Origin of the sequence: Falsiroseomonas algicola, from assembly GCF_011040385.1 — a bacterium.
Classification (GTDB): Bacteria; Pseudomonadota; Alphaproteobacteria; order Acetobacterales; family Acetobacteraceae; genus Falsiroseomonas; species Falsiroseomonas algicola.
Genome location: NZ_JAAIKB010000004.1, coordinates 1 through 22,212, shown reverse-complemented (window position 1 = coordinate 22,212; position 22,212 = coordinate 1). Strand labels below are relative to the sequence as shown.

General features: G+C 71.8%; 16 protein-coding genes and 1 rRNA gene. 9 read left to right on the top strand and 8 right to left on the bottom strand.

The features are described from left to right. Positions 1-11: 11 nt before the first annotated feature. Together G3576_RS11425 and cysQ are read right to left on the bottom strand one after the other, a co-directional pair. The gene (locus tag G3576_RS11425) at positions 12-986 is read right to left on the bottom strand and encodes an L-threonylcarbamoyladenylate synthase (RefSeq protein WP_164694537.1); all 975 of its coding nucleotides are present in this window, start codon (positions 984-986) and stop codon (positions 12-14) included. Beyond that, a complete protein-coding gene (gene cysQ, locus G3576_RS11420; RefSeq protein WP_164694536.1) occupies positions 983-1,753 on the bottom strand; it encodes a 3'(2'),5'-bisphosphate nucleotidase CysQ in 771 nt (256 codons plus the stop codon). The genes G3576_RS11425 and cysQ overlap by 4 nt, the downstream gene beginning before the upstream one ends. A 150-nt stretch (positions 1,754-1,903) precedes the next feature. On the opposite strand from cysQ, the gene G3576_RS11415 reads away from it, so the two are divergent. The 4 genes from G3576_RS11415 to G3576_RS11400 all read left to right on the top strand — a co-directional run bounded on the left by G3576_RS11415 (position 1,904) and on the right by G3576_RS11400 (position 6,203). Next, entirely contained in the window at positions 1,904-3,388 is a 1,485-nt protein-coding gene (locus tag G3576_RS11415; protein ID WP_164694535.1) for a leucyl aminopeptidase, read from the top strand. 9 nt (positions 3,389-3,397) lie between these two features. Continuing rightward, complete coding sequence (locus G3576_RS11410) at positions 3,398-4,831, top strand: leucyl aminopeptidase family protein (protein WP_164694534.1); 1,434 nt, start codon at positions 3,398-3,400, stop codon at positions 4,829-4,831. Beyond that, complete coding sequence (locus G3576_RS11405) at positions 4,831-5,289, top strand: DNA polymerase III subunit chi (protein ID WP_164694533.1); 459 nt, start codon at positions 4,831-4,833, stop codon at positions 5,287-5,289. The genes G3576_RS11410 and G3576_RS11405 overlap by 1 nt, the downstream gene beginning before the upstream one ends. Before the next feature lie 92 nt (positions 5,290-5,381). Beyond that, positions 5,382-6,203 (top strand): N-acetylmuramoyl-L-alanine amidase, encoded by an 822-nt coding sequence (locus tag G3576_RS11400; protein ID WP_164694532.1) that lies wholly within the window; start codon positions 5,382-5,384, stop codon positions 6,201-6,203. Positions 6,204-6,210: 7 nt separating this feature from the next. On the opposite strand, the gene G3576_RS11395 is transcribed toward G3576_RS11400, so the two are convergent. Together G3576_RS11395 and G3576_RS11390 are read right to left on the bottom strand one after the other, a co-directional pair. Then, the gene (locus G3576_RS11395) at positions 6,211-6,663 is read right to left on the bottom strand and encodes a hypothetical protein (RefSeq protein WP_164694531.1); all 453 of its coding nucleotides are present in this window, start codon (positions 6,661-6,663) and stop codon (positions 6,211-6,213) included. Between the two features lie 68 nt (positions 6,664-6,731). Beyond that, entirely contained in the window at positions 6,732-8,852 is a 2,121-nt protein-coding gene (locus tag G3576_RS11390; protein ID WP_164694530.1) for a sensor histidine kinase, read from the bottom strand. A 396-nt stretch (positions 8,853-9,248) separates the two neighbouring features. On the opposite strand from G3576_RS11390, the gene G3576_RS11385 reads away from it, so the two are divergent. Next, positions 9,249-9,404, top strand: coding sequence for a hypothetical protein (locus G3576_RS11385; protein ID WP_164694529.1), 156 nt, complete (start codon positions 9,249-9,251; stop codon positions 9,402-9,404). A gap of 272 nt (positions 9,405-9,676) precedes the next feature. Here G3576_RS11385 and G3576_RS11380 read toward each other — a convergent pair whose 3' ends face one another. Both G3576_RS11380 and G3576_RS11375 read right to left on the bottom strand, forming a co-directional pair. After that, positions 9,677-12,223: an ATP-binding protein gene (locus G3576_RS11380; RefSeq protein ID WP_164694528.1), complete on the bottom strand. Its 2,547-nt coding sequence runs from the start codon at positions 12,221-12,223 to the stop codon at positions 9,677-9,679. A gap of 266 nt (positions 12,224-12,489) precedes the next feature. Beyond that, positions 12,490-14,361: an ABC-F family ATP-binding cassette domain-containing protein gene (locus G3576_RS11375; protein WP_164694527.1), complete on the bottom strand. Its 1,872-nt coding sequence runs from the start codon at positions 14,359-14,361 to the stop codon at positions 12,490-12,492. A gap of 117 nt (positions 14,362-14,478) precedes the next feature. On the opposite strand from G3576_RS11375, the gene ndk reads away from it, so the two are divergent. Continuing rightward, a complete protein-coding gene (gene ndk, locus G3576_RS11370) occupies positions 14,479-14,901 on the top strand; it encodes a nucleoside-diphosphate kinase (protein ID WP_164694526.1) in 423 nt (140 codons plus the stop codon). Between the two features lie 59 nt (positions 14,902-14,960). Here the strand turns inward: ndk and G3576_RS11365 are convergent, their stop codons facing one another. Beyond that, a complete protein-coding gene (locus G3576_RS11365) occupies positions 14,961-15,731 on the bottom strand; it encodes an MOSC domain-containing protein (protein WP_164694525.1) in 771 nt (256 codons plus the stop codon). Positions 15,732-15,845: 114 nt separating this feature from the next. Here G3576_RS11365 and clpB point away from each other — a divergent pair, with 114 nt between their 5' ends. Beyond that, positions 15,846-18,434 (top strand): ATP-dependent chaperone ClpB, encoded by a 2,589-nt coding sequence (gene clpB / locus G3576_RS11360; protein ID WP_164694524.1) that lies wholly within the window; start codon positions 15,846-15,848, stop codon positions 18,432-18,434. Positions 18,435-18,628: 194 nt separating this feature from the next. Then, positions 18,629-20,311: a Na/Pi cotransporter family protein gene (locus G3576_RS11355; protein WP_164694523.1), complete on the top strand. Its 1,683-nt coding sequence runs from the start codon at positions 18,629-18,631 to the stop codon at positions 20,309-20,311. Between the two features lie 51 nt (positions 20,312-20,362). Here the strand turns inward: G3576_RS11355 and G3576_RS11350 are convergent, their stop codons facing one another. After that, positions 20,363-21,565 (bottom strand): M23 family metallopeptidase, encoded by a 1,203-nt coding sequence (locus G3576_RS11350; protein ID WP_164694522.1) that lies wholly within the window; start codon positions 21,563-21,565, stop codon positions 20,363-20,365. Positions 21,566-22,136: 571 nt separating this feature from the next. Between G3576_RS11350 and G3576_RS11345 the strand changes: the two genes are divergently transcribed. Next, positions 22,137-22,212, top strand: a 16S ribosomal RNA gene (locus tag G3576_RS11345); the annotation flags it as partial.

Genomic DNA, 22,212 nt, shown 5'->3' with positions numbered 1-22,212 from the left:
GAAACGGTCAGTCAGCCCCGCGGGGCAGCGGCGCGGGCCAGGCGGTCCTGGATCGCCTCGCCAAGGCCTGCGGCCGGGATCGGCATGGCGGCGATGCCGACCAGGCCGAGGCGCGCGCCTTCCGCATCCAGCCAGCGCAGCCCGGCGAAGAGCCGCGCGGCGGCCTCCGCCGCGTCGCCGGAAGGCGAGAGGTTCCACAGCGCGCCGGCACCCCGCAGCGGCGCGGGGCCGAAGGCGAGCAGCGCCTCCTCCGCCAGCACCACCGTCGCGTCCAGCCGCACCGGCAGGCGGGGCGCGTAGTGGGAGAGCATCAGGCCCGGGCTGCGCAGCGTCTGCGTGGCGGCGGCGGCGGCGGCCGGGATGGGGCGGCCGACCGGGCCGATGAGCGCCTCGATCTCGGCGGCCGTCACGCCGCCCGGGCGCAGCAGCACGGCGCCGCCCGGCGAGGACAGGTCGAGCACGGTGCTCTCCACGCCCACCGCGCAGGCGCCGCCTTCCAGCACGGCCGCGATGCGCCCGCCGAGGCCGGCCAGGACATGGGCGGCGGTGGTCGGGCTGACCTCGCCCGAGCGGTTGGCGGAGGGGGCGGCGATGGGGATCCCGGCCTGGCGCAGCAGGTCGAGCGCCTGGGGGTGGCCGGGGACGCGGACGGCCAGCGTGTCCAGCCCGGCGCCCGCCAGCAGGTCGATGCGGGAGTCGGGCCGGCGCGGCAGCACCATCGTCAGGGGCCCGGGCCAGAATCGCTCGGCCAGCGCGCGGGCGCGGTCGTCCGCCACCACCTCCGCGAAGGCGGCCTCGGCGCTGGCGAAATGGGAGATCAGCGGGTTGAAGTGGGGGCGGCCCTTGGCCTCGAAGATCGAGGCGACGGCGCGAGCGTTGCGGGCATCGGCGCCAAGGCCATAGACGGTCTCGGTCGCGAAGGCGACAAGCGCACCCTCCCGCAGCAGCCGCGCGGCCTCACCCACATCCGACAGCAGCAGGGTCACGCGCGGAGGCCCCGGCCCTCGGCGATGAAGGGCGGGTTGCGCCAGCCGGGCTTGCCGTAGCGCAGCGGCGCACCGGACCAGTCCGCCATCCGGCCGCCCGCGGCGATCAGCACGGCCTCCGGCGCCGCGGTGTCCCATTCGCTGGTGGGGCCGCGGCGGGGGTAGTAGTCCGCGCTGCCTTCGGCGAGGCGGCAGAACTTCTCCGCCGATCCGATGCTGGTGACGGAGACGACCTGGCGTTCGGCCAGGAAATCCAGGATGCGCGGGTCATGGTCATGCCGGCGGCTGACCATGGCGGTGGCGCCGCTGGCGGGGATGGGGCGGACGGCGATGGGGCGTTCGCCCGTGGCGTCCCGCTTCCAGGCGCCCTGGCCGACGATGCCGGCGAAGACCTCCCCGGTCGCGGGCAGGGCGACGGCGCCGAGCACGGGGCGCCCATCCTCGACCAGGCCGATATTCACGGCGAAGCTGTCATGGCCCTCGGTGAACTCGGCCGTGCCGTCGAGCGGATCGACCAGCCAGAAGCGGCCGGAAGGGACATCCGCCTGTCCGGCGGCGACCGCTTCCTCCGCCACCACGGGGATGTCGGGGGTGGCGTCGCGCAGCCCCTCCACGATCAGGGCCTCGGCGATGCGGTCGGCGACGGTGACGGGGGAGTGGTCGCGCTTGTGTTCCACCGCGAAGCCGGCGGCGCGCACGGCGTTGATCGCGGCGGACGCTGCCACCGCGAGACGCACGGCCAGGCCGAGCAGATCCTCGTTCCGCATATCCCTGCTGTAGCGCCGCCGCGCGCATCGGGAAAGCAATGGCGTGTTTCGCGCGTTTCTGGACATTCCGGTGCCGGCAGGCCTGGCCCGTTGTGACCGCGCCGCTCCGCGATGATACTCTGCCGTCAAACCAGACGGATGCCGCACCCCATGCCCGACATCGCCTTCGTCAAAGCCGCCCTGCCGAAGTCGGGGACGCTGGTCGTGCCGATCGCGGAGGGCGCGGCGCCGGCGGGGCTCTTCGCGCAGGCGGACCAGGAGGCTGGCGGCGCGCTGGCACGGGCGCTGGAGGCCGCGGGCTTCAAGGGCCGCAAGGGCCAGGCGACCACGCTCTGGGCGCTGGGCGGCTTCACCAAGGTGGTCGCCATCGGCCTCGGCAAGGAGGCGGAGCTGGACGCCGCGGCCGCGGAGGCGGCGGGCGGCGCGCTGGTGCCCGCCCTGGCGCAGGATCGGGAGGCGACCGTGCTGGCCGATGCGCTGGCTGCGCCCTTGGCGGCTTCCCTCGGCCTGGGTGCCCTGCTGCGCGCCTGGCGCTTCGACCGCTACCGCACGCGGGAGAAGGAGGAGGACAAGCCGAAGCTGGAGCGCCTGGCGATCGCGACGGCGGATCCCAACGCCGCCAAGCAGGCCTTCGCGCCGATGCGCGCGGTGGCGGATGGCGTCTTCCTGACGCGGGAACTGGTGAGCGAGCCGCCCAACATCCTGCACCCCATCGAATTCGCCGAGCGCTGCAAGGGGCTGGAGAAGCTCGGCGTCGAGGTCGAGGTGATGGGGCTATCGGCGCTGGCGAAGCTCGGCTTCGGCGCCATGATCGGCGTGGCGCAGGGCAGCCAGCATGAGCCGCGCCTGGTGGTGATGCAGTGGAAGGGCGCGCCCAAGGGGCGGCGCGGGGCCAAGCCCATGGCCTTCATCGGCAAGGGCGTCACCTTCGACACCGGCGGCATCTCCATCAAGCCCGCGGGCGGGATGGAGGACATGAAGTGGGACATGGCCGGCGCGGGCACCGTGGTCGGGCTGATGGCGGCGCTGGCGGGACGGCGGGCCAAGTGCGACGTGGTCGGGCTGGTGGGCCTTGTCGAGAACATGCCCTCCGGCACCGCGCAGCGGCCGGGCGACGTGGTGAAGACCTATAGCGGCCAGACGGTGGAGGTGATCAACACCGATGCCGAGGGACGCCTCGTGCTGGCCGACGTCATCTGGTATGCGCAGGAACGCTTCCAGCCCCGCTGCATGATCGACCTGGCGACGCTGACGGGCGCCATCATCATCGCGCTCGGCCACGAGCATGCCGGGCTGTTCAGCAATGATGACGAGCTGGCCTCCCGCATCCTGGCCGCCGGCGCGGCGGTGGGGGAGAAGGCGTGGCGCATGCCGCTCGGCGATGCCTATGACAAGCAGATCCGGTCCGACATCGCGGATATGAAGAATGTCGGCGGGCGGCCGGGCGGGTCCATCACCGCGGCGCAGTTCATCCAGCGCTTCGTCAACACCAAGGACGGGCCGATGCCCTGGGCGCATCTCGACATCGCCGGCACGGCCTGGAGCAGCAAGGACCAGCCGACGGTGCCGAAGGGCGCCACGGCCTTCGGCGTCCGCATGCTGGACCGGCTGGTGGCGGAGATGGGCGAGGCCTGAGGCCTGGCGATGCTGGCCATCCGCTTCCGGAAATCCGCGCCCGAGGGGGGGCGGGCGGTGCTGCCGCTGGTGGCGGGCGCGCCGCTGCCGGAGGGCTGGGCCGCTTCCACCGCGGCCGCCGGCTTCCGGGCGGGGGAGGGCGAAGTCCTGGACCTGGCACCGGGGCCGCTGCTGGTCGGCCTCGGCACGCCGGCGCGGCTGCTGGACTGGGAGAAGGCCGGCGTCGCGGCGGCCCTCGCGCTGAAGGGCGTGGAGGCCGTGATCGAGGCGCGGGGCCTTGGTGCCGCGGAGGCGGCGGCCATGGCGGCCGGCCTCGCGCTCGGCGCCTGGCGCTTCGAGGTCTATCGCAAGACCCCGGCGGAGGAGGCGCCGCCCCGCGCTGCCACGCTGCTGGTGGATGATCCCGCTGCTGCGCGGGCGGCGTGGCGCGAGGTCGAGGCCGCGGTGAAGGGCTGCCTGGCGGCGCGGGGCTGGGTCTCGGAACCCGCCAATGTGCTGACCACGCGGGACTTCGTGCGGCGGCTTCGCGGCCTGGCGCGGCACGGGATCGAGGTCGAGGTCTGGGGGCGCAAGCGCCTGGCGCGGGAGGGTTATGGCGCGCTGCTCGCGGTCGGGCAGGGCAGTGCCTCCCCGCCCCGCCTGGTGACGCTGCGCTGGAAGGGCAGGCTGGAGGCACCGCCAGTCGCCTTCGTGGGCAAGGGCATCGTCTTCGACACCGGCGGCCTCTCCATCAAGGGCGCGCAGGGGATGGAGGCGATGCGGGCGGACATGGCCGGTGCCGCCGCCTGCGCGGGGGCGATGCTGGCGCTGGCCCGGCGCAACTCCCCCTGCCCGGCGGTGGCGGTGCTGGCGATCGCGGAGAATGCGACGGGCGCGGCTTCCTACCGCCCGGGCGACGTGCTGCGCACGGGGTCGGGCCGCACGGTGGAGGTGATCGACACCGATGCGGAGGGGCGCCTCGTGCTGGCGGATGCGCTGCATCACGCCGTCAGCCGCCTGGCGCCGAAGGCGGTGGTGGATCTGGCGACGCTGACGGGGGCGATCGTGACGGCGCTCGGCCATCACCGCGCGGGTCTCTTCGGCAATGACGGCGCGCTGGCGGCGGCGCTGGCCGCGGCCGGGGAGGCCACGGGCGAATGCCTCTGGCCCATGCCGATCGGGGAGCGGCACCGGGAGGACCTCCGGTCCGACATCGCCGATCTCCGGCAATGCCAGGCGGGGCGCTTCCTGCCCGATGCCAGCCATGCCGCGGCCTTTCTGGAGCATTTCGTGGGGGAGGTGCCCTGGGCGCATCTCGACATCGCGGGGGTGGATACGCAGGACGAGGCCCATGCGCTGGGTCCGGCGGGCGCGACCGGCTTCGGCGTGCGGCTGCTGGATCGCTGGGTCGCCATGCACCATGAGGAGGAGGACCACCATCCGGTGGCGGGGGCGAAGGCCTGATGGCGGAATACGGCTTCTACCACCTGACCCGCACGCCGATGGAACAGGCGCTGCCGAAGCTGCTGGGCCGCGTGCTGGCGGGCGGCGGGCGCGCCATGGTGCGGCTGGCCTCGACTGAACGGCTGGAGGCGCTGGACGCCGCGCTCTGGACCTGTCCCGACCCGGACTGGCTGCCGCATGGCACGCCGCGCAGCGGTAACGCGCCCCTGCAGCCGATCTGGCTGACGACGGAGGATGCGGGGCCGGAGGGTGCGCCGAACGGGGCGCGGTTCCTCTTCCTGCTGGAAGGGGTGGAGAGCGCCCGGATCGAGGCCTTCGACCGCGTGCTCGACCTCTTCGATGGCGGGGACGAGGATTCCGTCATCGCCGCGCGCCAGCGCTGGAAGGCGGCCAAGGCGGCGGGGCATGTGCTGGCCTATTGGCAGCAGGGCCCGCGGGGGTGGGAGAAGAAAGCCTGAGGCGATCTGGGGCGGGACGAAGCACGCCAGGGTTGCATCGGCGCCGCTGCCGCCGTTAACGTTCCGCCCGCGAAAGCGCGGGGAGCGGCGGGATGCAGGTCAAGCGCAATCGGCTGGAAGGTGTGCCCTTCGATGCCACGCCGCATGTCGGCGGGCGGATCACGCCGCGCTTCATCGTCATGCACTACACCGCGGGCGGGTCGGCGCTGGGCTCCGTCCGCGCCATCAGGGATCGCGGCCTTTCCGCCCATCTCTTCGTGGAGCGCGACGGGTCGGTCATCCAGACGGTCGAGTTCAATGTCGCGGCCTTCCATGCCGGCCCCTCCGCCTGGCGCGGCTTCAACGGGCTGAACGGGCATTCGATCGGCATCGAGATCGCCAATCTCGGCTTCCTCGACCGGCGGGTGGGCGATGGCTGGACACGGGACGGGCTGGGCCGGGTCCTGGCGGCTGACCAGGTGGTGGTGGCGCGCCACCGGAATGGCGGGCCGGAGATGGGGTGGGAGGCCTTCCCGGAACCCCAGCTGAAGGCGGTGGAGGCGATCACCCTGGCCCTTCGGGCGGCCTATCCCACGATCCAGGAGGTGGTCGGCCATGACGACATCGCCCCCGCGCGCAAGGTGGACCCCGGCCCGGCCTTCCCGATGCGCCGCTTCCAGGCGCTGGGCGGCGGCGCGGCGGGGTCGGGCAGCCTGGCGGAGAACGATTTCGGCGAGTTCGAGGTGGTGGTGCGGGACGAGCTGAACCTGCGCGGCGGTCCGGGCCCCGCCTTCGCGGTGGTGGCGAAGCTGGCGCCGGGCACGAAGCTGCGCGTGCTGCGGGAGGAAGGCGACTGGCGCCTGGTGGATTTGCAGGGCGATGGCGTGCAGGACGGCTTCGTGCATGGCGCCTTCCTGCGGCGCCTGGGGAGCTGAGCGTCCTTCATCCCGCCGCCCTCTGCGCCTTGCTGTCCGCGAAGGCGGCGGCGACGATCATGCCGGCGCTGATGCCGAGGAGGTAGGTCGCCATCGCGACGGTCGCTTCGGACACACCGAAGCGCAGCACGGAGGGCCCCTGGTCGAAGGCCAGCAGCCCCGCCAGCGCCATGCTGACGGCATAGGCGGCCGGCATCAGCCGCTCCCGGCTCATCACCATGCGCGCCAGCGTCACCGCGACGCTGCCGGCCAGGAAGCCGAGCGCGGCCTCCGCCACCACCGCGCGCATGACGACATCGAAGAGCCCCGCGCTGTGCTGGTTCAGCACGTAGCGCAGGTCATGGACGGAAAGCGGGGGCGTGCCGAAGGTCGGCGTGATGAGGAGAGGACGGGCGATGAGCCCGGCGATGACGCCGGGCAGCAGCAGCAGCGTGACCAGGATGACCGCGGCGACGACCATGGGATCCTCCAGTGCCAGCCTGGATGAATCGCCGAGAGGCAGCAAGATGGAAACGAATTTTTAACGAATCAGTCGGATTTTGGGACGGCGTCGGCGGCATCCTCCGTCGTCGGCGGCAGGCGCACCACCACGCGCCCATGCGGCCCGGGCAGCACCTCCATCACGCCGCGCAGCTGCCGCGCCATGGCAAGCGCGACGCGCATGCCGAGCCCGCGCACCGCGGTCGGATCGAAATCCGCGGCGAAGCCTGTGCCCTCATCCGTGACCTCGAGCACCGCGCCCTCCGCGCCGGGGGTGAAACGGATGGTGATGCGGCCGGCGCCGTGCTTCAGCGCATTCGTCACCAGCTCCGTCACCAGCAGGCCGAGGGCGGCCATGCGGTCCGCCGGCAGGCGCATGCCCGAATCCACCTCCAGGTCGATGCGGCGATCGCTGGAGCCGAGCGACCGCGTGAGGTCATCGACCAGCCCGCCGAGATGTTCCGCCACCTCCTGCGCTTCGCCGGGCGCGCCTTCGTAGAGGCGCCGGTGGACGGCGGCGATGGAGACGATGCGCCCGGCGGCTTCGCGCAGCTTCTCCGCCAGGGCCGGGTCGGCGGCGTCGCGGGCCTGCATCAACAGCAGCCCCTGCACGAGCTGGAGGCTGTTCTTCACGCGGTGGTGCATCTCCTGCACCAGCAGGTCCTTCTCCGCGATCCGCGCCTCCCGCTCCTGCGCCAGCAGCCGCTGTTCCGTGATGTCGTGGCTGGCGCCGACCAGGCGGAGCGGCGTGCCATCGGGCGCGTAGTCCACGGCGCCGCTGGCGCGGATCCAGCGGATGGCGCCATCGGCGCGGCGGATGCGCACCTCCGCCTCATGCCGTCCCGTAGCCCTGGCGCGTTCCAGCGCGGCGATGCCGGCGGCCCGGTCTTCCGGCAGCACATGGCTGCGCCACAGCGCGAGGGTGGCGGGGCCGTGCCGCGCGGGGTCTAGGCCATAGAGCCGGAACATCGCCTCCGACCAGCGCAGTTCGGCGGTGGTGAAGTCCCACATCCAGGTGCCGACGGCGGCGGCACGCTGCGCCTGTTCCAGCCAGGCGGTGCGTTCGCGGAGCGCGGCTTCGGAGGCGCTGCGCGCCGCATCCGCGGTGGCGCGGGCGGCATCCGCCTCGGCCAGGGCGCGCGCCAGCTCCTCCACCTCCGCCAGCCGCGTGCCATCCGGCGTGCCGGACAGCGCGCCGAGCGCGCGGCGCAGCCGGAGGCCGAGCAGCAGGGCGAGCGCGATGCCCATGACGGCGACGGGCAGGGCGCTGAGCGCCAGGCGCAGCAGGGCCGCATGCAGCTCCGCCTCGAACTGCGCCTCCCGCATCGCCACCGCGGCGCCGTAGCCGGAGATGGGCGCGCGGGCGAAGGCGACGACGGATGCCTCGCCATCCCGGTTGGACAGGCCCCGGGCGACGCCTTCCGGCGTCGCTGCCATGGCCTGCAGCAGCGCTGGCACGGCACGCTGGCCGACCACGGCGGCGCTGCCGGCGGAGCGCGCGAGGATGACGCCTTCCCGGTCCATCAGACCCGCCACGGCGCCGGGCGGCAGGGGCATGCCGGCGAGCGCGGCGCCGATCGCCTCCCCTGGCAGGGACAGGCCGAGGGCGACGGGCGGCTCGCCGGGCGGCGCGCCCGGGGCGGGGCGCAGCCGGATCGCCACCGCAACGGTGGGGCGGCCCGTGACCGTGCCGGGATACTGGTTGGAGATGGCGGTGCCCTCGGCGGCAAGTGCCGCCGCCAGGGCCGGCGGCATGGGCGTCGGCGCCGGCAGCCGGCCGCGCGCGGTATTGGCGATCTGCCCCTGGTCGAGCCGTGCCAGGCCGAGCACCCGTCCATCCGGCAGCGGGCCGAGCCGCGCGGCCGCGGCCAGGAAGGCCTCCGCATCGCCCTCGGCCAGGCCCGGCTGGGCGGCGAGGCCGGTCAGCAGCGCCTCGGCACGGACGAATTCCAGGTCGATCCGATGCGACAGGGTCCGTGCGGCGGAAAGCAGACGTCCCTCCGCCTGGCGACGGCCTTCCCCATGGGCCTGCCAGACCGCAAGCGCGCCGAGCGCGATCAGGGCCAGCACCAGCAACGCCACCAGCGCCAGCAGGCGCAGGCGCAGGCTGGGGGCGGATCGACCCTGGCCGGCGGTGCCCGGTTTCCGCAATGAATCGGCGCCGCCCATGCCTATGCGATCTCTCCTGACCGCCAAGAGGTGGCGGCACACTGCACCGTGATGACCCGCCCCGCCATCCGCTTCGTCGCGGGGTGCGCGAACCGGCCTGCATCGCAACCCCTGCGCGGGCAATCGCGTCGAGCCGGAACGGTTCCATGCTGCGGTCGCGAAGTCGCGCGGTCATGGCACTGTGTTTCGCCAGGTTTCGCGCGGTTTCCCGCCGCCCGTCCGCGCCGCCGGGAATCACGCTTCCGGCAGCGACCGAGCGATCCCGTTGCGGAAGGCCGGCCCGTTTCGCCAGGATGGGGCGGCGGAGACAACCGCGGGGACAACGCCATGGCACAACAGGCGGAGGCCGGCCGCAGGCCGGCGAAAGGGCGGGACGCGGCGCCGAGGGCCCCGGCCTTGGAAGGCCAGGTCCTGGAAGGATCGCCGGCGGATGGCCCGGCGAGCGGGCGAAAGCGGCAGGCCGGGCTGTCGGAACCGGGAACTGCCTGGGCGCTCTGGCCCACCTTCCTGCGCCGCACGCTGGCGGAGGAGGAGATGGCGCGCGCCCGCTAGCAGGCTGCGGAAGAACGGGCGGCTGAGGATGGACGAGCGAATTTTCGTGCAGGAAAGGATGACGCGCAGACACGATGTGGTTGCATCGTGGCAAGCGGCAGACGAATCCTGCGCGGAAAGGCGCCGTCCAGCCGACCAGTCCCGTTCTTCCGCAGCCTGCTAGACCCGCTTCAGCGTCGGCAGCGACGCTGAAACGGGTCCAGCAATTTGTCTTCACGCATTTTCCGAGTCGTCGGGCGTTTCCGCCCGACTTGAAAATGCTCCAGCCGGGGTCAGCCGGCAGTCAGCCGGGCGACCAGGGCGGCCAGGTCCTGCTGGCCATAGGGCTTGTTGATGCGGGGCAGCCAGTCGGTCGCCGCCGCCGGCAGTTCGGCATGGCCGGTGGCCAGCACGACCCGCAGCGCCGGCCGGTCCCGCCGCAACTGGTCGGCCAGGTCCAGGCCGTTCATCCCCGGCATCGCGTAATCCGTCAGCACCAGGTCGATGGCGTCATCCCCCCTGATGACGGCCAGCGCGTCCTGGCCCGACCGGGCGATCATCGCGTGGTGGCCCAGATCCTCCAGCATCATCGCGGTGCCGGCCGCCACCAGCGCATCGTCATCCACGACCAGCACGCGCTTCGGGTCCGTCTTCGGCAGCGCCGCCGGAAGCGGCGCCGGGTTGGCTGTGGCCGCATGGCCGGTGGTGCTGCCGGCCTTGGGCAGCCAGATCTCCGCCTGGGTGCCGGCCCCGGGGCGGCTGGCCAGCGCCAGGCCGCCGCCGGATTGCTGGGCCAGGCCCTGCACCATGGACAGGCCGAGCCCCGATCCGCGGCCGGGGCCCTTGGTGGTGAAGAAGGGTTCCACCGCGCGGGCCAGCGTCGCGGTGTCCATGCCCTCCCCGGTATCGCGCACGCCGAGGCGGAGATAGGCGCCGGGCGCGATGCCCGCCGGCGCGCCGGGCGAGGGCGCCTGGGCTTCCGCCAGCGTCACCGTCAGCGTGCCGCCGCCGGGCATGGCATCCCGCGCATTCACCGCGAGGTTCAGCAGGGCGAGTTCCAGCTGGTTGGCATCGACCAGCGCCGCCGGCAGGCCGGGGGGGATTTCCGTCACGATCCGCACGCCGGGGCCGACGGAGCGTTCCAGCAGCCCCTGCATGCCGCCGACCAGCCCCGCGAGGTCGACGGCGCTCGGCCGCAATTCCTGCCGCCGGGCGAAGGCGAGCAGCCGCTGCGTCAGCGCCGCACCACGCTCCGCCCCCTGCAGCGCGCCATCGACCAGGCGGGCGAGGCGCGGATCCTCCGGCAGCCGCTTCTTGAGAAGGGCCAGGTTGCCCAGCACCGCCATCAGCAGGTTGTTGAAGTCATGCGCGACGCCGCCCGTCAGCTGGCCGAGCGTCTCCATCTTCTGCGCCTCCCGCAGCCGGGCCTCGGCCGCCTTCAGCTCCGTCAGGTCATGGCCTTCCGGCACCAGCAGGGTGATGCGCCCTTCCGTGTCGCGCAGCGGGCGGATGGAGAAGTCGATGGCGGCCAGCCGGTCGCCGCCGCGGACCACCTCCTCATAGCGCTGCGGCGTGCCGGCGGCGGCGGTGGCGATGGCGTCGCGCAGGCGCGCCTGCGTCGCCTCCCCCATCTGGAACCAGGGCGTTTCCCACAGCTTGCGGCCGATGACCTCCGCGCGGCTGACCCCGGCGAAGGCGAGGGCGGCGTCATTCGCTTCCAGCAGGGTGCCATCCGGGGTGGTCAGCCCGATGAACTGCATGGTGCTGTTGAAGATGGCGCGGAAGCGGTGCTCGTTTTCCGCCAGCTGGTCCCGCGCCGTGGCCAGTGCCCGGGTGCGCTCCGCCACACGCTGCTCCAGCTCCGTCGCCGCATCGGTCAGGGCGGCATTGGCGCGGGCCAGCTCCTCCCGCGCCGTCTCCTCCCGCCGCGCCAGGCGGAGCGCGATGGCGGTGAGGAAGACGAGGCCGAAGGCCACCGCGCCGACGATGCCGCCGGACCAGAGGAGTGCGGCGCGGAAGGGGGCGAGGGCGCTGTCCACCGGCACGCTGGCCGCGACGATCAGCGGCCAGTCCGGCAGGCGGCGGTAGGAGATGATGCGGTCATCGCCATCGATGACCGAGGGGACCCGCAGCGTGCCGGAGCCGTTGGTCGCATTGGGCGGCGCCACGGTGATGGTGCGGCCGACCTGGTCCGGCGTCATGCCCGTGCGGGCCAGGATGCGGCCATCCGCGTCCAGCATCGCCAGCACCGTGCCGCGGCCGATCTCGCTCGCCTCCGCCTGCTGCTGGAAGAAGCCGGGGCGCTGCGCGATCTGCACGGCGCCCGCGAGCCTGCCATCGGCATCGCGTATCGCGATGCTGTAGGTGAACAGGACCTCCCGCGTCACGCGGCTGTAGAGCGCTTCGCCGACATGGCTGCGCGCGCCGGCGAGATGCGCCTGGAACCAGCGGCGATCGCGGAAATCCACGTCCGGGGTGGGGAACATGCTGTTCAGCGCCACCGGCCGGGCACCGTCATCCACCACCATGATGTAGTCGCCGGTAGAGCGGGCGGAGAGGTCGCGCAGCCATTCGTGGAAGCGCTGGTCGCCCGCCACGGCGTTGGGGCCGCCCAGGGCCGCGACGCGCTCCGCCACCTGGTCGGAGACGAGCTCCGCCGTCTCGAAGGATCGTCGGGCATATTGCTCCAGCAGCCGGGCCAGTTCGCGTGTGCCGATCTCAGCCCGGTCCAGGGAGGCGACGCGTTCCTGTTCCAGGAAGGCCATGCGGACCCCGGCCAGCGACAGCAGGAAGATGCCGGCGATGGCGAGGATCGCGACGCTGACGCGGCGGAAGGACAAGGGCGTTTCCGGGTGTCGTGTTAGAGACCGTTTGAGAATGCTGGCGGCTGAGGGTTCGCAAGGGATTTTTCGTCCCTGGCAGGAGCCGGGCGCGGCCGATGCTGGTTGCATCGGCAAGCCCGGCGACGAACCAGGGGCGGAAAAGCCCAGCGAAACCGACCCGCCAGTGTTCTCAAACGGTCTCTTACTCGGCAGCCTCCGCGATCACGCCGCGAAGCGGGAGGGGCAGGGCGGGGCGCGCCCGGCGCCTCACCCGAACGTGACGCTCACGCAGCGTCCAGCTGTTCGGAGATCTCCAGCCATTCCTGCTCCAGTGCCGCGATCTGCCGGGCGAGGAAGGCCTGGCGCGTGGTGGCCCAGGCGATGTCCTGCGCCTTGCGGGAGGCATAGGTCTCGGGGTCGGAGAGCTTCTTCTCGATCAGCTTCCCCTCCAGCGTGTGGCGCTCGATCAGCTTCTCCACTTCCTTCAGGCGGGCGCGAAGGGGTGCCAGCTGGGCGCGGGCCTGGGCGCGGGCCGCGCGGTCGGTGGGCGCGCGGTCGGCACCACTGCCGCCGCCACCGCCCCCGGCGCGGGCGCGTTCGGCCAGCAGGGCGCGGTATTCGTCCATGTCGCCGTCGAAGCTGGTGACCTTGCCATCCGCCACCAGCCAGAGCCGGTCCGCGACCAGTTCCACCAGATGCGGGTCGTGGCTGATCAGCAGGACCGCGCCCTTGTAGTCCGCGAGCGCGCGGACCAGCGCTTCCCGCGCATCGATGTCGAGGTGGTTGGTCGGCTCGTCGAGGATCAGCAGCTGCGGCGCGTCCCGCGTGCAGAGCGCGAGCAGGAGGCGCGCCTTCTCCCCGCCCGAGCAGCGCTCGATCCGCGTCTCCGCGCGCTCGGCATTGAGGCCGAAGCGGGCCAGCTGGGCGCGGCATTGCTGGATGGTGGCCTGGGGCAGCGCCGCCTGCATGTGGCTGAGCGGCGTGCCGGAATGGTCCAGGTCTTCCGACTGGTGCTGAGCGAAGAAGCCGACGCGCAGCTTGGAGGACCGCTTGACGGTGCCGCGCTGGGGGGCGAGGCGGCCGGCGACCAGCTTCGCGAGCGTGGACTTGCCGTTGCCGTTCGCCCCCAGCAGGGCGACGCGATCCTCCTGGTCCAGCCGGAGGTCGATGCCCTTGAGGATGGGCGGGCCGCCATAGCCGGCATCGGCCTTCTCGATGGCGAGGATCGGGGGCGGCAGCTCCTCGGGCTCGGGGAAGGAGAAGTGGCTCGCGGCATCCTCCACCACGGCGTCGATGACGGGGAGCTTCGCCAGCGCCTTGAGGCGGGACTGCGCCTGGCGGGCCTTGGTGGCCTTGGCGCGGAAGCGGTCCACGAAGGCCTGCATATGGGCGCGCTGGGCGGCGATCTTGACGCGCTGGCTTTCCTGCTGGGCGGCGCGCTCCGTCCGCACGCGGACGAAATTCTCGTAATTGCCGGGGTAGAAGGTGACCTTCTGCTGGTCGAGATGGGCGATCCCGTCCACGGCGCGGTCCAGCAGCCCGCGGTCATGGCTGACGACGATGGCCGCCCCCGGGAATCTCGCCAGCCACCCCTCCAGCCACATGGTGGCTTCGAGGTCCAGGTGGTTGGTGGGCTCGTCCAGCAGCAGCAGGTCGGGCTCCGGGAACAGGGCGCGGGCCAGCGCCACGCGCATGCGCCAGCCGCCGGAGAAGGCCGAGAGGGGGCGGGCCTGCGCCTCCGCATCGAAGCCCAGGCCGGACAGGATGGTGGCGGCGCGGGAGGGGGCGCTGTCCGCCCGGATGTCGATGAGTCTTTCGTGAATTTCGGCCACCCGGTGCGCCTGGGCGGGGTCCTCCAGCGCCTGGAGCAGGGCGTGGCGTTCGGTATCGGCCTCCAGCACGCTGTCGAGGAGCGTGGTCTCGCCGCCCGGGGCTTCCTGGGCGACGACGCCCATCTTGGCGCGGGCGGCCAGGCGGATCTCCCCGCCATCGGGCTGGAGGTCGCCGGTGATGGCGCGGAGCATGGTGGATTTGCCGGCCCCGTTCCGCCCGACCAGGCCGATCTTCCGGCCGGCATCCAGCATCAGGTCGGCATTCTCGAGCAGGGTGCGGCCGCCGAAGCGGATGGTCAGGCTGCGGATGGCGATGACGGTCATGGGGGCGGTCCATACAGCCTGGAAGGCCGGGTGCGTAGGGGCAGGGCTTGCGCCGGAACCGTTCCCCCCTTATCCGGCGCGCCAGCTTTCGCACCCGCACAACAGGAAAAACGCCCCATGGCCATCGAGCGCACCTTCAGCATCATCAAGCCCGACGCGACCCGCCGCAACCTGACCGGCGCGATCAATGCGGTGTTCGAGAAGAACGGCCTGCGCATCGTCGCCCAGAAGCGCATCCAGATGACCAAGGCGCAGGCCGAGACCTTCTACGGCGTGCACAAGGAGCGCGGCTTCTTCAACGACCTGGTCAGCTTCATGATCTCCGGCCCCGTCGTCGTGCAGGTGCTGGAAGGCGAGAACGCCGTGGCCAAGAACCGCGAGCTGATGGGCGCCACCAACCCGGCCAACGCCGCCGAGGGCACGATCCGCAAGCTGTTTGCCGAGAGCATCGAGGCGAATTCCGTGCATGGCTCCGACAGCGCGGAGAATGCGGCGATCGAGATCGCCTACTTCTTCGCCGGCGCCGAGATCGTCGGCTGACCTTTCGTCAGTTGCAAGGTTGAGAGGGCCGCGCCCCGGCTGGGGGCGCGGCCCTTTTGCTATCCGAGCAGGTCGGCCTGGAGGGGTTCCAGGGCGTCGCCGACCGCGACCCGGCCGCCTTCCAGCACCTCCGCATAGACGCCCATATCGGCGTGGCCATAGTGCTCCCGCAGCCATTTCTGCGGCTTGGCGTCGCGGACTGCCGTTTCCGGGTTCACCTCGGTCGCGGGGCAGCGCTGGGTGCGCTTGAAGATCTTCACCCGCGTGGCCCCCAGCTGGAATTCCCGCCCGACCCAGTCCAGCTCCGCGAAGGGCGCGGCGCCGGAGAACAGGATATTGGCGCGGAAGCGGGTGGGGTCGAGCTCCATGCCGACCTTCTCCGACAGCGCCTTCACGCTGCTGAGCCCGATGATCGAAACCGCCTTGGCGGCGATGTCAGTGAAGGCATGGCCCGGGGCCTCCGCCAGGCGGAGCGACCCGCGAGCCTCCGGGCCCAGGAAGGCGGTCATCCAGGCAGCGGCGCGGGCGCGGTCCTCGGCCAGGTCCAGGTCCACCGCCAGGTGGGGGAAGCCGGGCGCCATCAGCAGCAGCATGCCGGTCACGGGGTCATAGGCCGAGCGGATCGCGGCGATGCCGGCATTGGCCATCAGGCAGGCGAAGTGGCGCTTCTGCATCCAGACCGGTGCCGCGGGGTCGAAGGGGCTGTCGCCCTGGGCGAAGGCGAAGCGGCGGTCATGCGGCAGGCCCTGCCCGGCCTCGATGTCAACGACATCCATCAACTCCCCGGTCAGACCCTTCACGGGAAAGCGGGTGATCCGTTCGACACGCATGGGTCATCCTCTTGAAGCCCCGCCGCGCCGCATACCACATCAAGGCGGAAGGCAAACCCTTGCCGCCCGATCGGGGGCTTGGGGAGCCAGTCCGCTCCAGAGAGGGACATGCGAATGGACATCGAGAAATTCACTGACCGTGCGCGCGGTTTCCTGCAGGCTGCGCAGACCATCGCGATCCGGGACTACCACCAGCGCGTCACCGCCGAACACCTGCTGAAGGCGTTGCTCGACGATGATCAGGGTGCCGCCGCCGGGCTGATCACCGCCGCGGGGGGCGACCCCAAGGTGGCGCGGCAATCCGTGGAAGGCGAACTCGCGAAACTGCCCAAGGTGACGGGCGGCGGCGCGGGCCAGCAGCCGCAATTCATGCCGGACATCGTCCGCGTGCTGGACGCCGCGCAGCAGCTGGCCGCCAAGGCCGGCGACGAATTCGTGGCCCAGGACCGGCTGCTGCAGGCGCTCGCCGCCAGCGACACCCAGGCCGGGCGCGCGCTGCGGCTTGCGGGCGCCGATGCGCAGCGGCTGGAGAAGGCGGTGGCCGACCTCCGCAAGGGCCGCACCGTCAACAGCCAGAATGCCGAGGAACAGTTCGACGCGCTGAAGAAGTATGCGCGCGACCTGACGGCGCTGGCGCGCGACGGCAAGCTCGACCCCGTCATCGGGCGGGACGAGGAGATCCGCCGCACCATCCAGGTGCTGGCGCGCCGCACCAAGAACAACCCCGTGCTGATCGGCGAGCCCGGCGTCGGCAAGACCGCGATCGTCGAGGGCCTGGCGCTGCGCATCATCCGCGGCGACGTGCCGGAGGCGCTGAAAGACAAGAAGGTCATGGCGCTCGACCTCGGCGCGATGGTCGCCGGCGCCAAGTATCGCGGCGAGTTCGAGGAACGCCTGAAGGGCGTGCTGAAGGAGGTAGAGGGCGCCGCGGGCGACGTCATCCTCTTCATCGACGAGATGCACACGCTGGTCGGCGCGGGAAAGGCCGATGGCGCGATGGATGCGTCGAACCTGATCAAGCCGGCGCTGGCGCGGGGCGAGCTGCATTGCGTCGGCGCCACCACGCTCGACGAATACCGCAAGCATGTGGAGAAGGACGCGGCGCTGGCGCGGCGCTTCCAGCCGGTCTTCGTGGGCGAGCCGAGCGTGGAGGACACCATCTCCATCCTGCGCGGCATCAAGGAGAAGTATGAGCTGCACCACGGCGTGCGCATCGCCGATGGCGCGCTGGTGGCGGCGGCCACGCTCTCCAACCGCTACATCACGGACCGCTTCCTGCCGGACAAGGCGATCGACCTGGTGGATGAGGCGGCGTCCCGCCTTCGCATGCAGGTGGACAGCAAGCCGGAGGAACTGGACGCGATCGACCGCGACCTCATGCGCATGAAGATCGAGCGCGAGGCGCTGCGGAAGGAACAGGATCCGGCGTCCCGCGACCGCCTGGTGAAGCTCGAGAAGGAGCTGGCCGACCTCGAGGAGGAAAGCCGGACCCTGACCCAGCGCTGGGAGGCGGAGAAGGGCAAGGTCGTCGAGACGCAGAAGGCCAAGGAGGAACTCGACAAGGCTCGCACCGAGCTGGAACTGGCGGAGCGCCGCGGCGACTACGCGAAGGCGGGTGAGCTGAAGTATGGCGTGATCCCGGACCTCGAGAAGAAGATCGCCGTGGCCGGCGACGGCGATGCGCGGCTGGTGAACGAGGCCGTCACCGAGGAAGGCATCGCCGGCGTCGTCAGCCGCTGGACCGGCATTCCTGTCGAGAAGATGCTGGAAGGGGAGCGCGCCAAGCTCCTCAAGATGGAAGACCAGCTGCGCCAGCGCGTGGTGGGGCAGGAGGAGGCGCTGGAGGCGGTGTCCAAGGCGGTCCGGCGCGCCCGCGCGGGCCTGCAGGACCCGAACCGGCCGATCGGCAGCTTCCTGTTCCTCGGCCCGACCGGCGTTGGCAAGACGGAGCTGGTGAAGTCGCTGGCGAATTTCCTGTTCGATGACGAGCGCGCGATGACGCGCATCGACATGTCCGAATACATGGAGAAGCACGCGGTCAGCCGCCTGGTCGGCGCCCCCCCGGGCTATGTCGGCTATGACGAGGGTGGCGCGCTGACCGAGGCGATCCGCCGGCGGCCCTACCAGGTGATCCTGTTCGACGAGGTGGAGAAGGCGCATGAGGACGTCTTCAACATCCTGCTGCAGGTGCTGGATGATGGGCGGCTGACGGATGGCCAGGGGCGGACGGTCGATTTCCGCAACACCATCATCGTGCTGACCAGCAACCTCGGCAGCCAGGCGATCGCCGAACTGCCGGAGAGCGCGGATATCGAGGCCGCGCGGCCGGCAGTGATGCGGGCGGTCAGGGAGCGGTTCCGGCCGGAATTCCTGAACCGGCTGGACGAGGTGGTGCTGTTCCGCCGCCTGGCGCGGGGCGACATGGCGCATATCGTCGACATCCAGCTGGTGCGGCTGCGCAAGCTGCTGGCCGACCGGCACATCACGCTGGAGCTGGATGACAGCGCGCGGGAATGGCTGGCGGAAGCGGGCTACGACCCGGCCTATGGCGCGCGCCCGCTGAAGCGCGTGATCCAGCGCAGCCTGCAGGACCGGCTGGCCGGCCTGCTGCTGGAAGGGACGGTGGGCGACGGCGCCACGCTGCGCGTCACGGCCAGCGCGGATGGGCTGGAAGTGCGGCCGGCGTTGAAGCAGGCGGCGTGACCGGCCCGGGGGGAGCGCTGCTCCCCCCGTACCCCCCACGCCAAGGGCCAGCGGGCCCTTGGAACCCTTCAATTGACGATGGTCCAGGGGGTCTCCCCCCTGGTGGATGGGGTTTGGGGAAGGCAAAGCCTTCCCCAACTCTCCCCCACGGGCCTAGTCTCTCTGTTTCAGTTTTATGACAGAGGGGTGGGCCGGTGTCCCAGGCGCTGCTGCTGGTGGAGTTGGCCGGTGAGGCCGCTTTGCTGCTCTGGGGGCTGCACATGGTGCAGTCCGGGGTGCAGCGGGCCTTCGGCATGCGGCTGCGGCATGTGCTGGGGGTGGCGCTCGGAAGCCGGTTGAGGGCGGTGCTGGCCGGGCTTTTCGCGACCGCGGCGCTGCAATCCTCCACCGCGACCGCGCTGATGGTGGGCAGCTTCGCGGCCGGCGCCGGGGTGGCTCTGGCGCCCGCGCTCGCGGCCATGCTGGGCGCCAATATCGGCACCGCGCTGATCGTCTTCGCCCTGAGTTTCGAGGTCTCGGCCCTGGCGCCCGCGCTGGTCCTCGCGGGTGTGGTGGCCTTCCGGCGCAGCAGCGGCAGCCGGGGGAAGGATATAGGCCGGGTCTTCATCGGCGTCGGGCTGATGCTGATCTCGCTGCACCTGCTTTCCGCCAGCATGGCGCCGGTCGAGGCCTCCCCCACCTTGCGTGCGCTGGTCGGCGTCTTCGCCGACATGCCGCTGCCGAACCTCGTGGTGGCGGGGGTGCTGGCCTGGGCGGCGCATTCCTCGGTTGCGGCCATGCTGTTCATCGCCTCGCTCGCGGCCTCCGGCCTGCTGGGGATGGAGGCCTGCATCGCCATGGTGCTCGGCGCCAATATCGGCAGCGCGGTGAACCCGCTGCTGGGGGCGCTGGGGGAGGCCGGGCCGGAGCGGGCGCGGCTGCGCGTGGCGCTGGGCAACATCGCCAACAGGGTGGTGGGCGCGGTGCTGGTGCTGGGCGCCATGCCGGTACTGCTGCCCATGCTGGACGGCCAGCCCGGCGCGATCTTCGCCGCGCAGGCGCATCTGACGTTCAACCTCGGCACCGCCATCCTGGCCTGGCCGCTGCTGGGCCTGCTCGCGCGCGGCATGGAGCGCCTGGTGCCGGACCGGCCGCCGGCGGAGGATCCCGCCGCCGCCCGCTACCTCGACCCGGATGCGCTGGAGACGCCGCCCGTCGCGCTCGCCAATGCGGCGCGGGAGGTGCTGCGCATCGCGGATACGGTGGAGGCGATGCTCGCGGCCTCCACCGCCGCCTTCCAGGAAGGGGACCGGGAGAGGCCCAAGGTGGCCAGGCGGCTGGACGACCAGGTGGATCGGCTGCATCGCCAGGTGCAGGGCTACCTCGCGCGCATCCCGCAGGAGACGCTGGGGGAGGATGATGCCCGCCGGCTGGCGGAAATCCGCGCCTTCGCCGTCAGCCTGGAACATGCGGGGGATGTGCTGGAGCGGGACCTGCTGGGCCTCGCCCAGAAATGGACACGGCGGGGGCTGGTGCTGCCGGGGGACATCGCGGCCGAGATCACCGGCCTGCATCTGAGGCTGCAGGCGCAGCTTCGCCTGGCCGTCGCGGTCTTCATCCGGGAGGATGCGGAGGCCGCCCGGCGCCTGGTGCGGGAGAAGGAGGCGCTGCGCGACGCGGAGCGCAGCGCGCTGCGCCGGATGGCGGAGGCGGCTGACCGCTCCGCCGCCGACGGCGGCGCCGCGGCCGGGCTGCTGCTGGATGCGGTGCGGGACCTGCGCCGCATCGGCGCGCATTTCGCGATGGTCGCCCACCCGCTGCTGGAGCGGCGGGGGGAATTGCTGCCAAGCCGGCTGGCGACCGAGCCGAACCTGGCGGAGAGCCTGGCCGGGGGCTGATCAGTCGCCAGCCCCAGGGGGAAAAGGCTGGGGGAAAAGGCTGGCGGGCGATCAATCGCCCGCCAGTGCGATCTCGGTCCGGCCGGAGGCGATCTGCGCCATCTGCCGGGTCAACTCCCGCCGCCGGTCATGGAAGGACGCCAGTTCGCTGCCGCGCAGGCGCTCGCCCGCCGGCAGGGAGGCGCGGGCCGGGTCCTGGGCGCGGCCGGCGATGCGGATCTCGTAGTGGAGATGCGGGCCGGTGGACATGCCGGAGGAGCCGACATGGCCGATCACGTCGCCCTGCCGCACCCGATCGCCGGCCTTCAGGTTGCGGGCGAAGCGGGACATGTGGGCGTAGACCGTCTCCACCCCGCCGGGATGGCGGAGCCGCACGGTGCGGCCATAGCCACGCTCCATCCGGGCCGCGGTCACCACCCCGTCGGACGCCGCATAGATCGGGGTGCCGGGGGGGGCGGCGAAATCCAGGCCCTCATGCCGGCGGGAGAAGCCGAGCACGGGATGGCGGCGCATGCCGAAGCCGGAGGTGAGGCGCGCGCCATCGAGCGGCGTGCGCAGGAAGCCGCCGGCCAGCGGGCGGCCATCCCCATGATACCAGGCGGAATCGCCATCGGATTCGACATGGCGCCAGACGGACAGTTCGCGCCCGGACAAAGTGAGGGAGGCATGGAGCAGCTGGCCATGGCCGAGCAGGTCGCCATCCGGGGCGCGGAGGCGTTCGAAGGCGACGGCAATGCGGTCGCCCGGCTGGATGTCGCGCTGGAAGTCCACCTCATGGGACAGGGCGCGGATCAGGGAATGGGTCAGCGGCGCGGGCATGCCGGCGCGGGTCAGCGTCAGGTAGACGCCGCCGATGATCGGCGCCTCGATTCGGGCGAGGTGGCGCTGGCGGGGAATGACCTGCTCCTCCACCACCCAGCGATCGGCCTGGCGGCGGAGCGCGATGGTGCGGCCGGGGGCGGGCTCGATCTCGAGCGACAGAAGGGCGTTGTCGCGATCGGGGTCGAGGCGGAGGCCGACCTCCTGCCCGACGGCGAGGCCGCGCGGGGGGAAGACGGGACGGAGCGCCGCGATCGCCTCATGCGCTTCCGCCTGGCTGACACCGGCGCCGGCCAGGAGCTCGCCCAGCGTATCGCCGCGGCGGACGGTCAGGACACGCTGCGCCTCGGCCGGGGGTTCCGATGCTGCGGCGTCCGCGAGAGGGGCGGCGAGAAGGGCGCAGATCGAAAGGGCGAGGCGGGTCGCAGACGTCATGCTCTGGTCTTGTCCGGGCGGTTGTGGCGCGGACCATCTCGGCGAAGGCCAGTGAAGTCAACGGGTTGACCGCTACGGCTACGTGACGAGAAGAGGTTTGCGTCAACGGCGTGACGCTCATGGCTGCCATGTCCGAATGTTCGGACGGTCGCGTTGACACCCCCGGGCCTGGCCCGTAAAAGCCGCCTCACCAGAACGGAGCCGATGGTTCCCGGACGGGGCGCTGAAAAGCGGGGTTGCACACGGTGGTGAAAGCCACTAGATGCTGCGCCCCGCCGTTAGGCGCCGATCTCCTCCACGCAGCGATGCGATGGTGCTTCCAGTCAGGGTTCTGGCTGGGGACGAGATCCTGTTCATTGAGACTGTGCATCTGTTGAGGGAAGTAGAGTTTGGTTGCCCTTGGTTGAGTGGCTTCCTGCTGCTTGTCTGGAAGGTCCTGTGAGGGGCTGGAAGGTTAGGTACGGGGGGAAGGGTGGCCGGATGGAATTGAGGTCAGTGTTGAGTGAGTTGGGCGGGTAAGGATCGCTGGTTGAGTGTCGTCTGAGATGGCGATGTGAGATCGGGGATTGATGAACCTGAGAGTTTGATCCTGGCTCAGAGTGAACGCTGGCGGCATGCTTAACACATGCAAGTCGCACGGTCAGCAA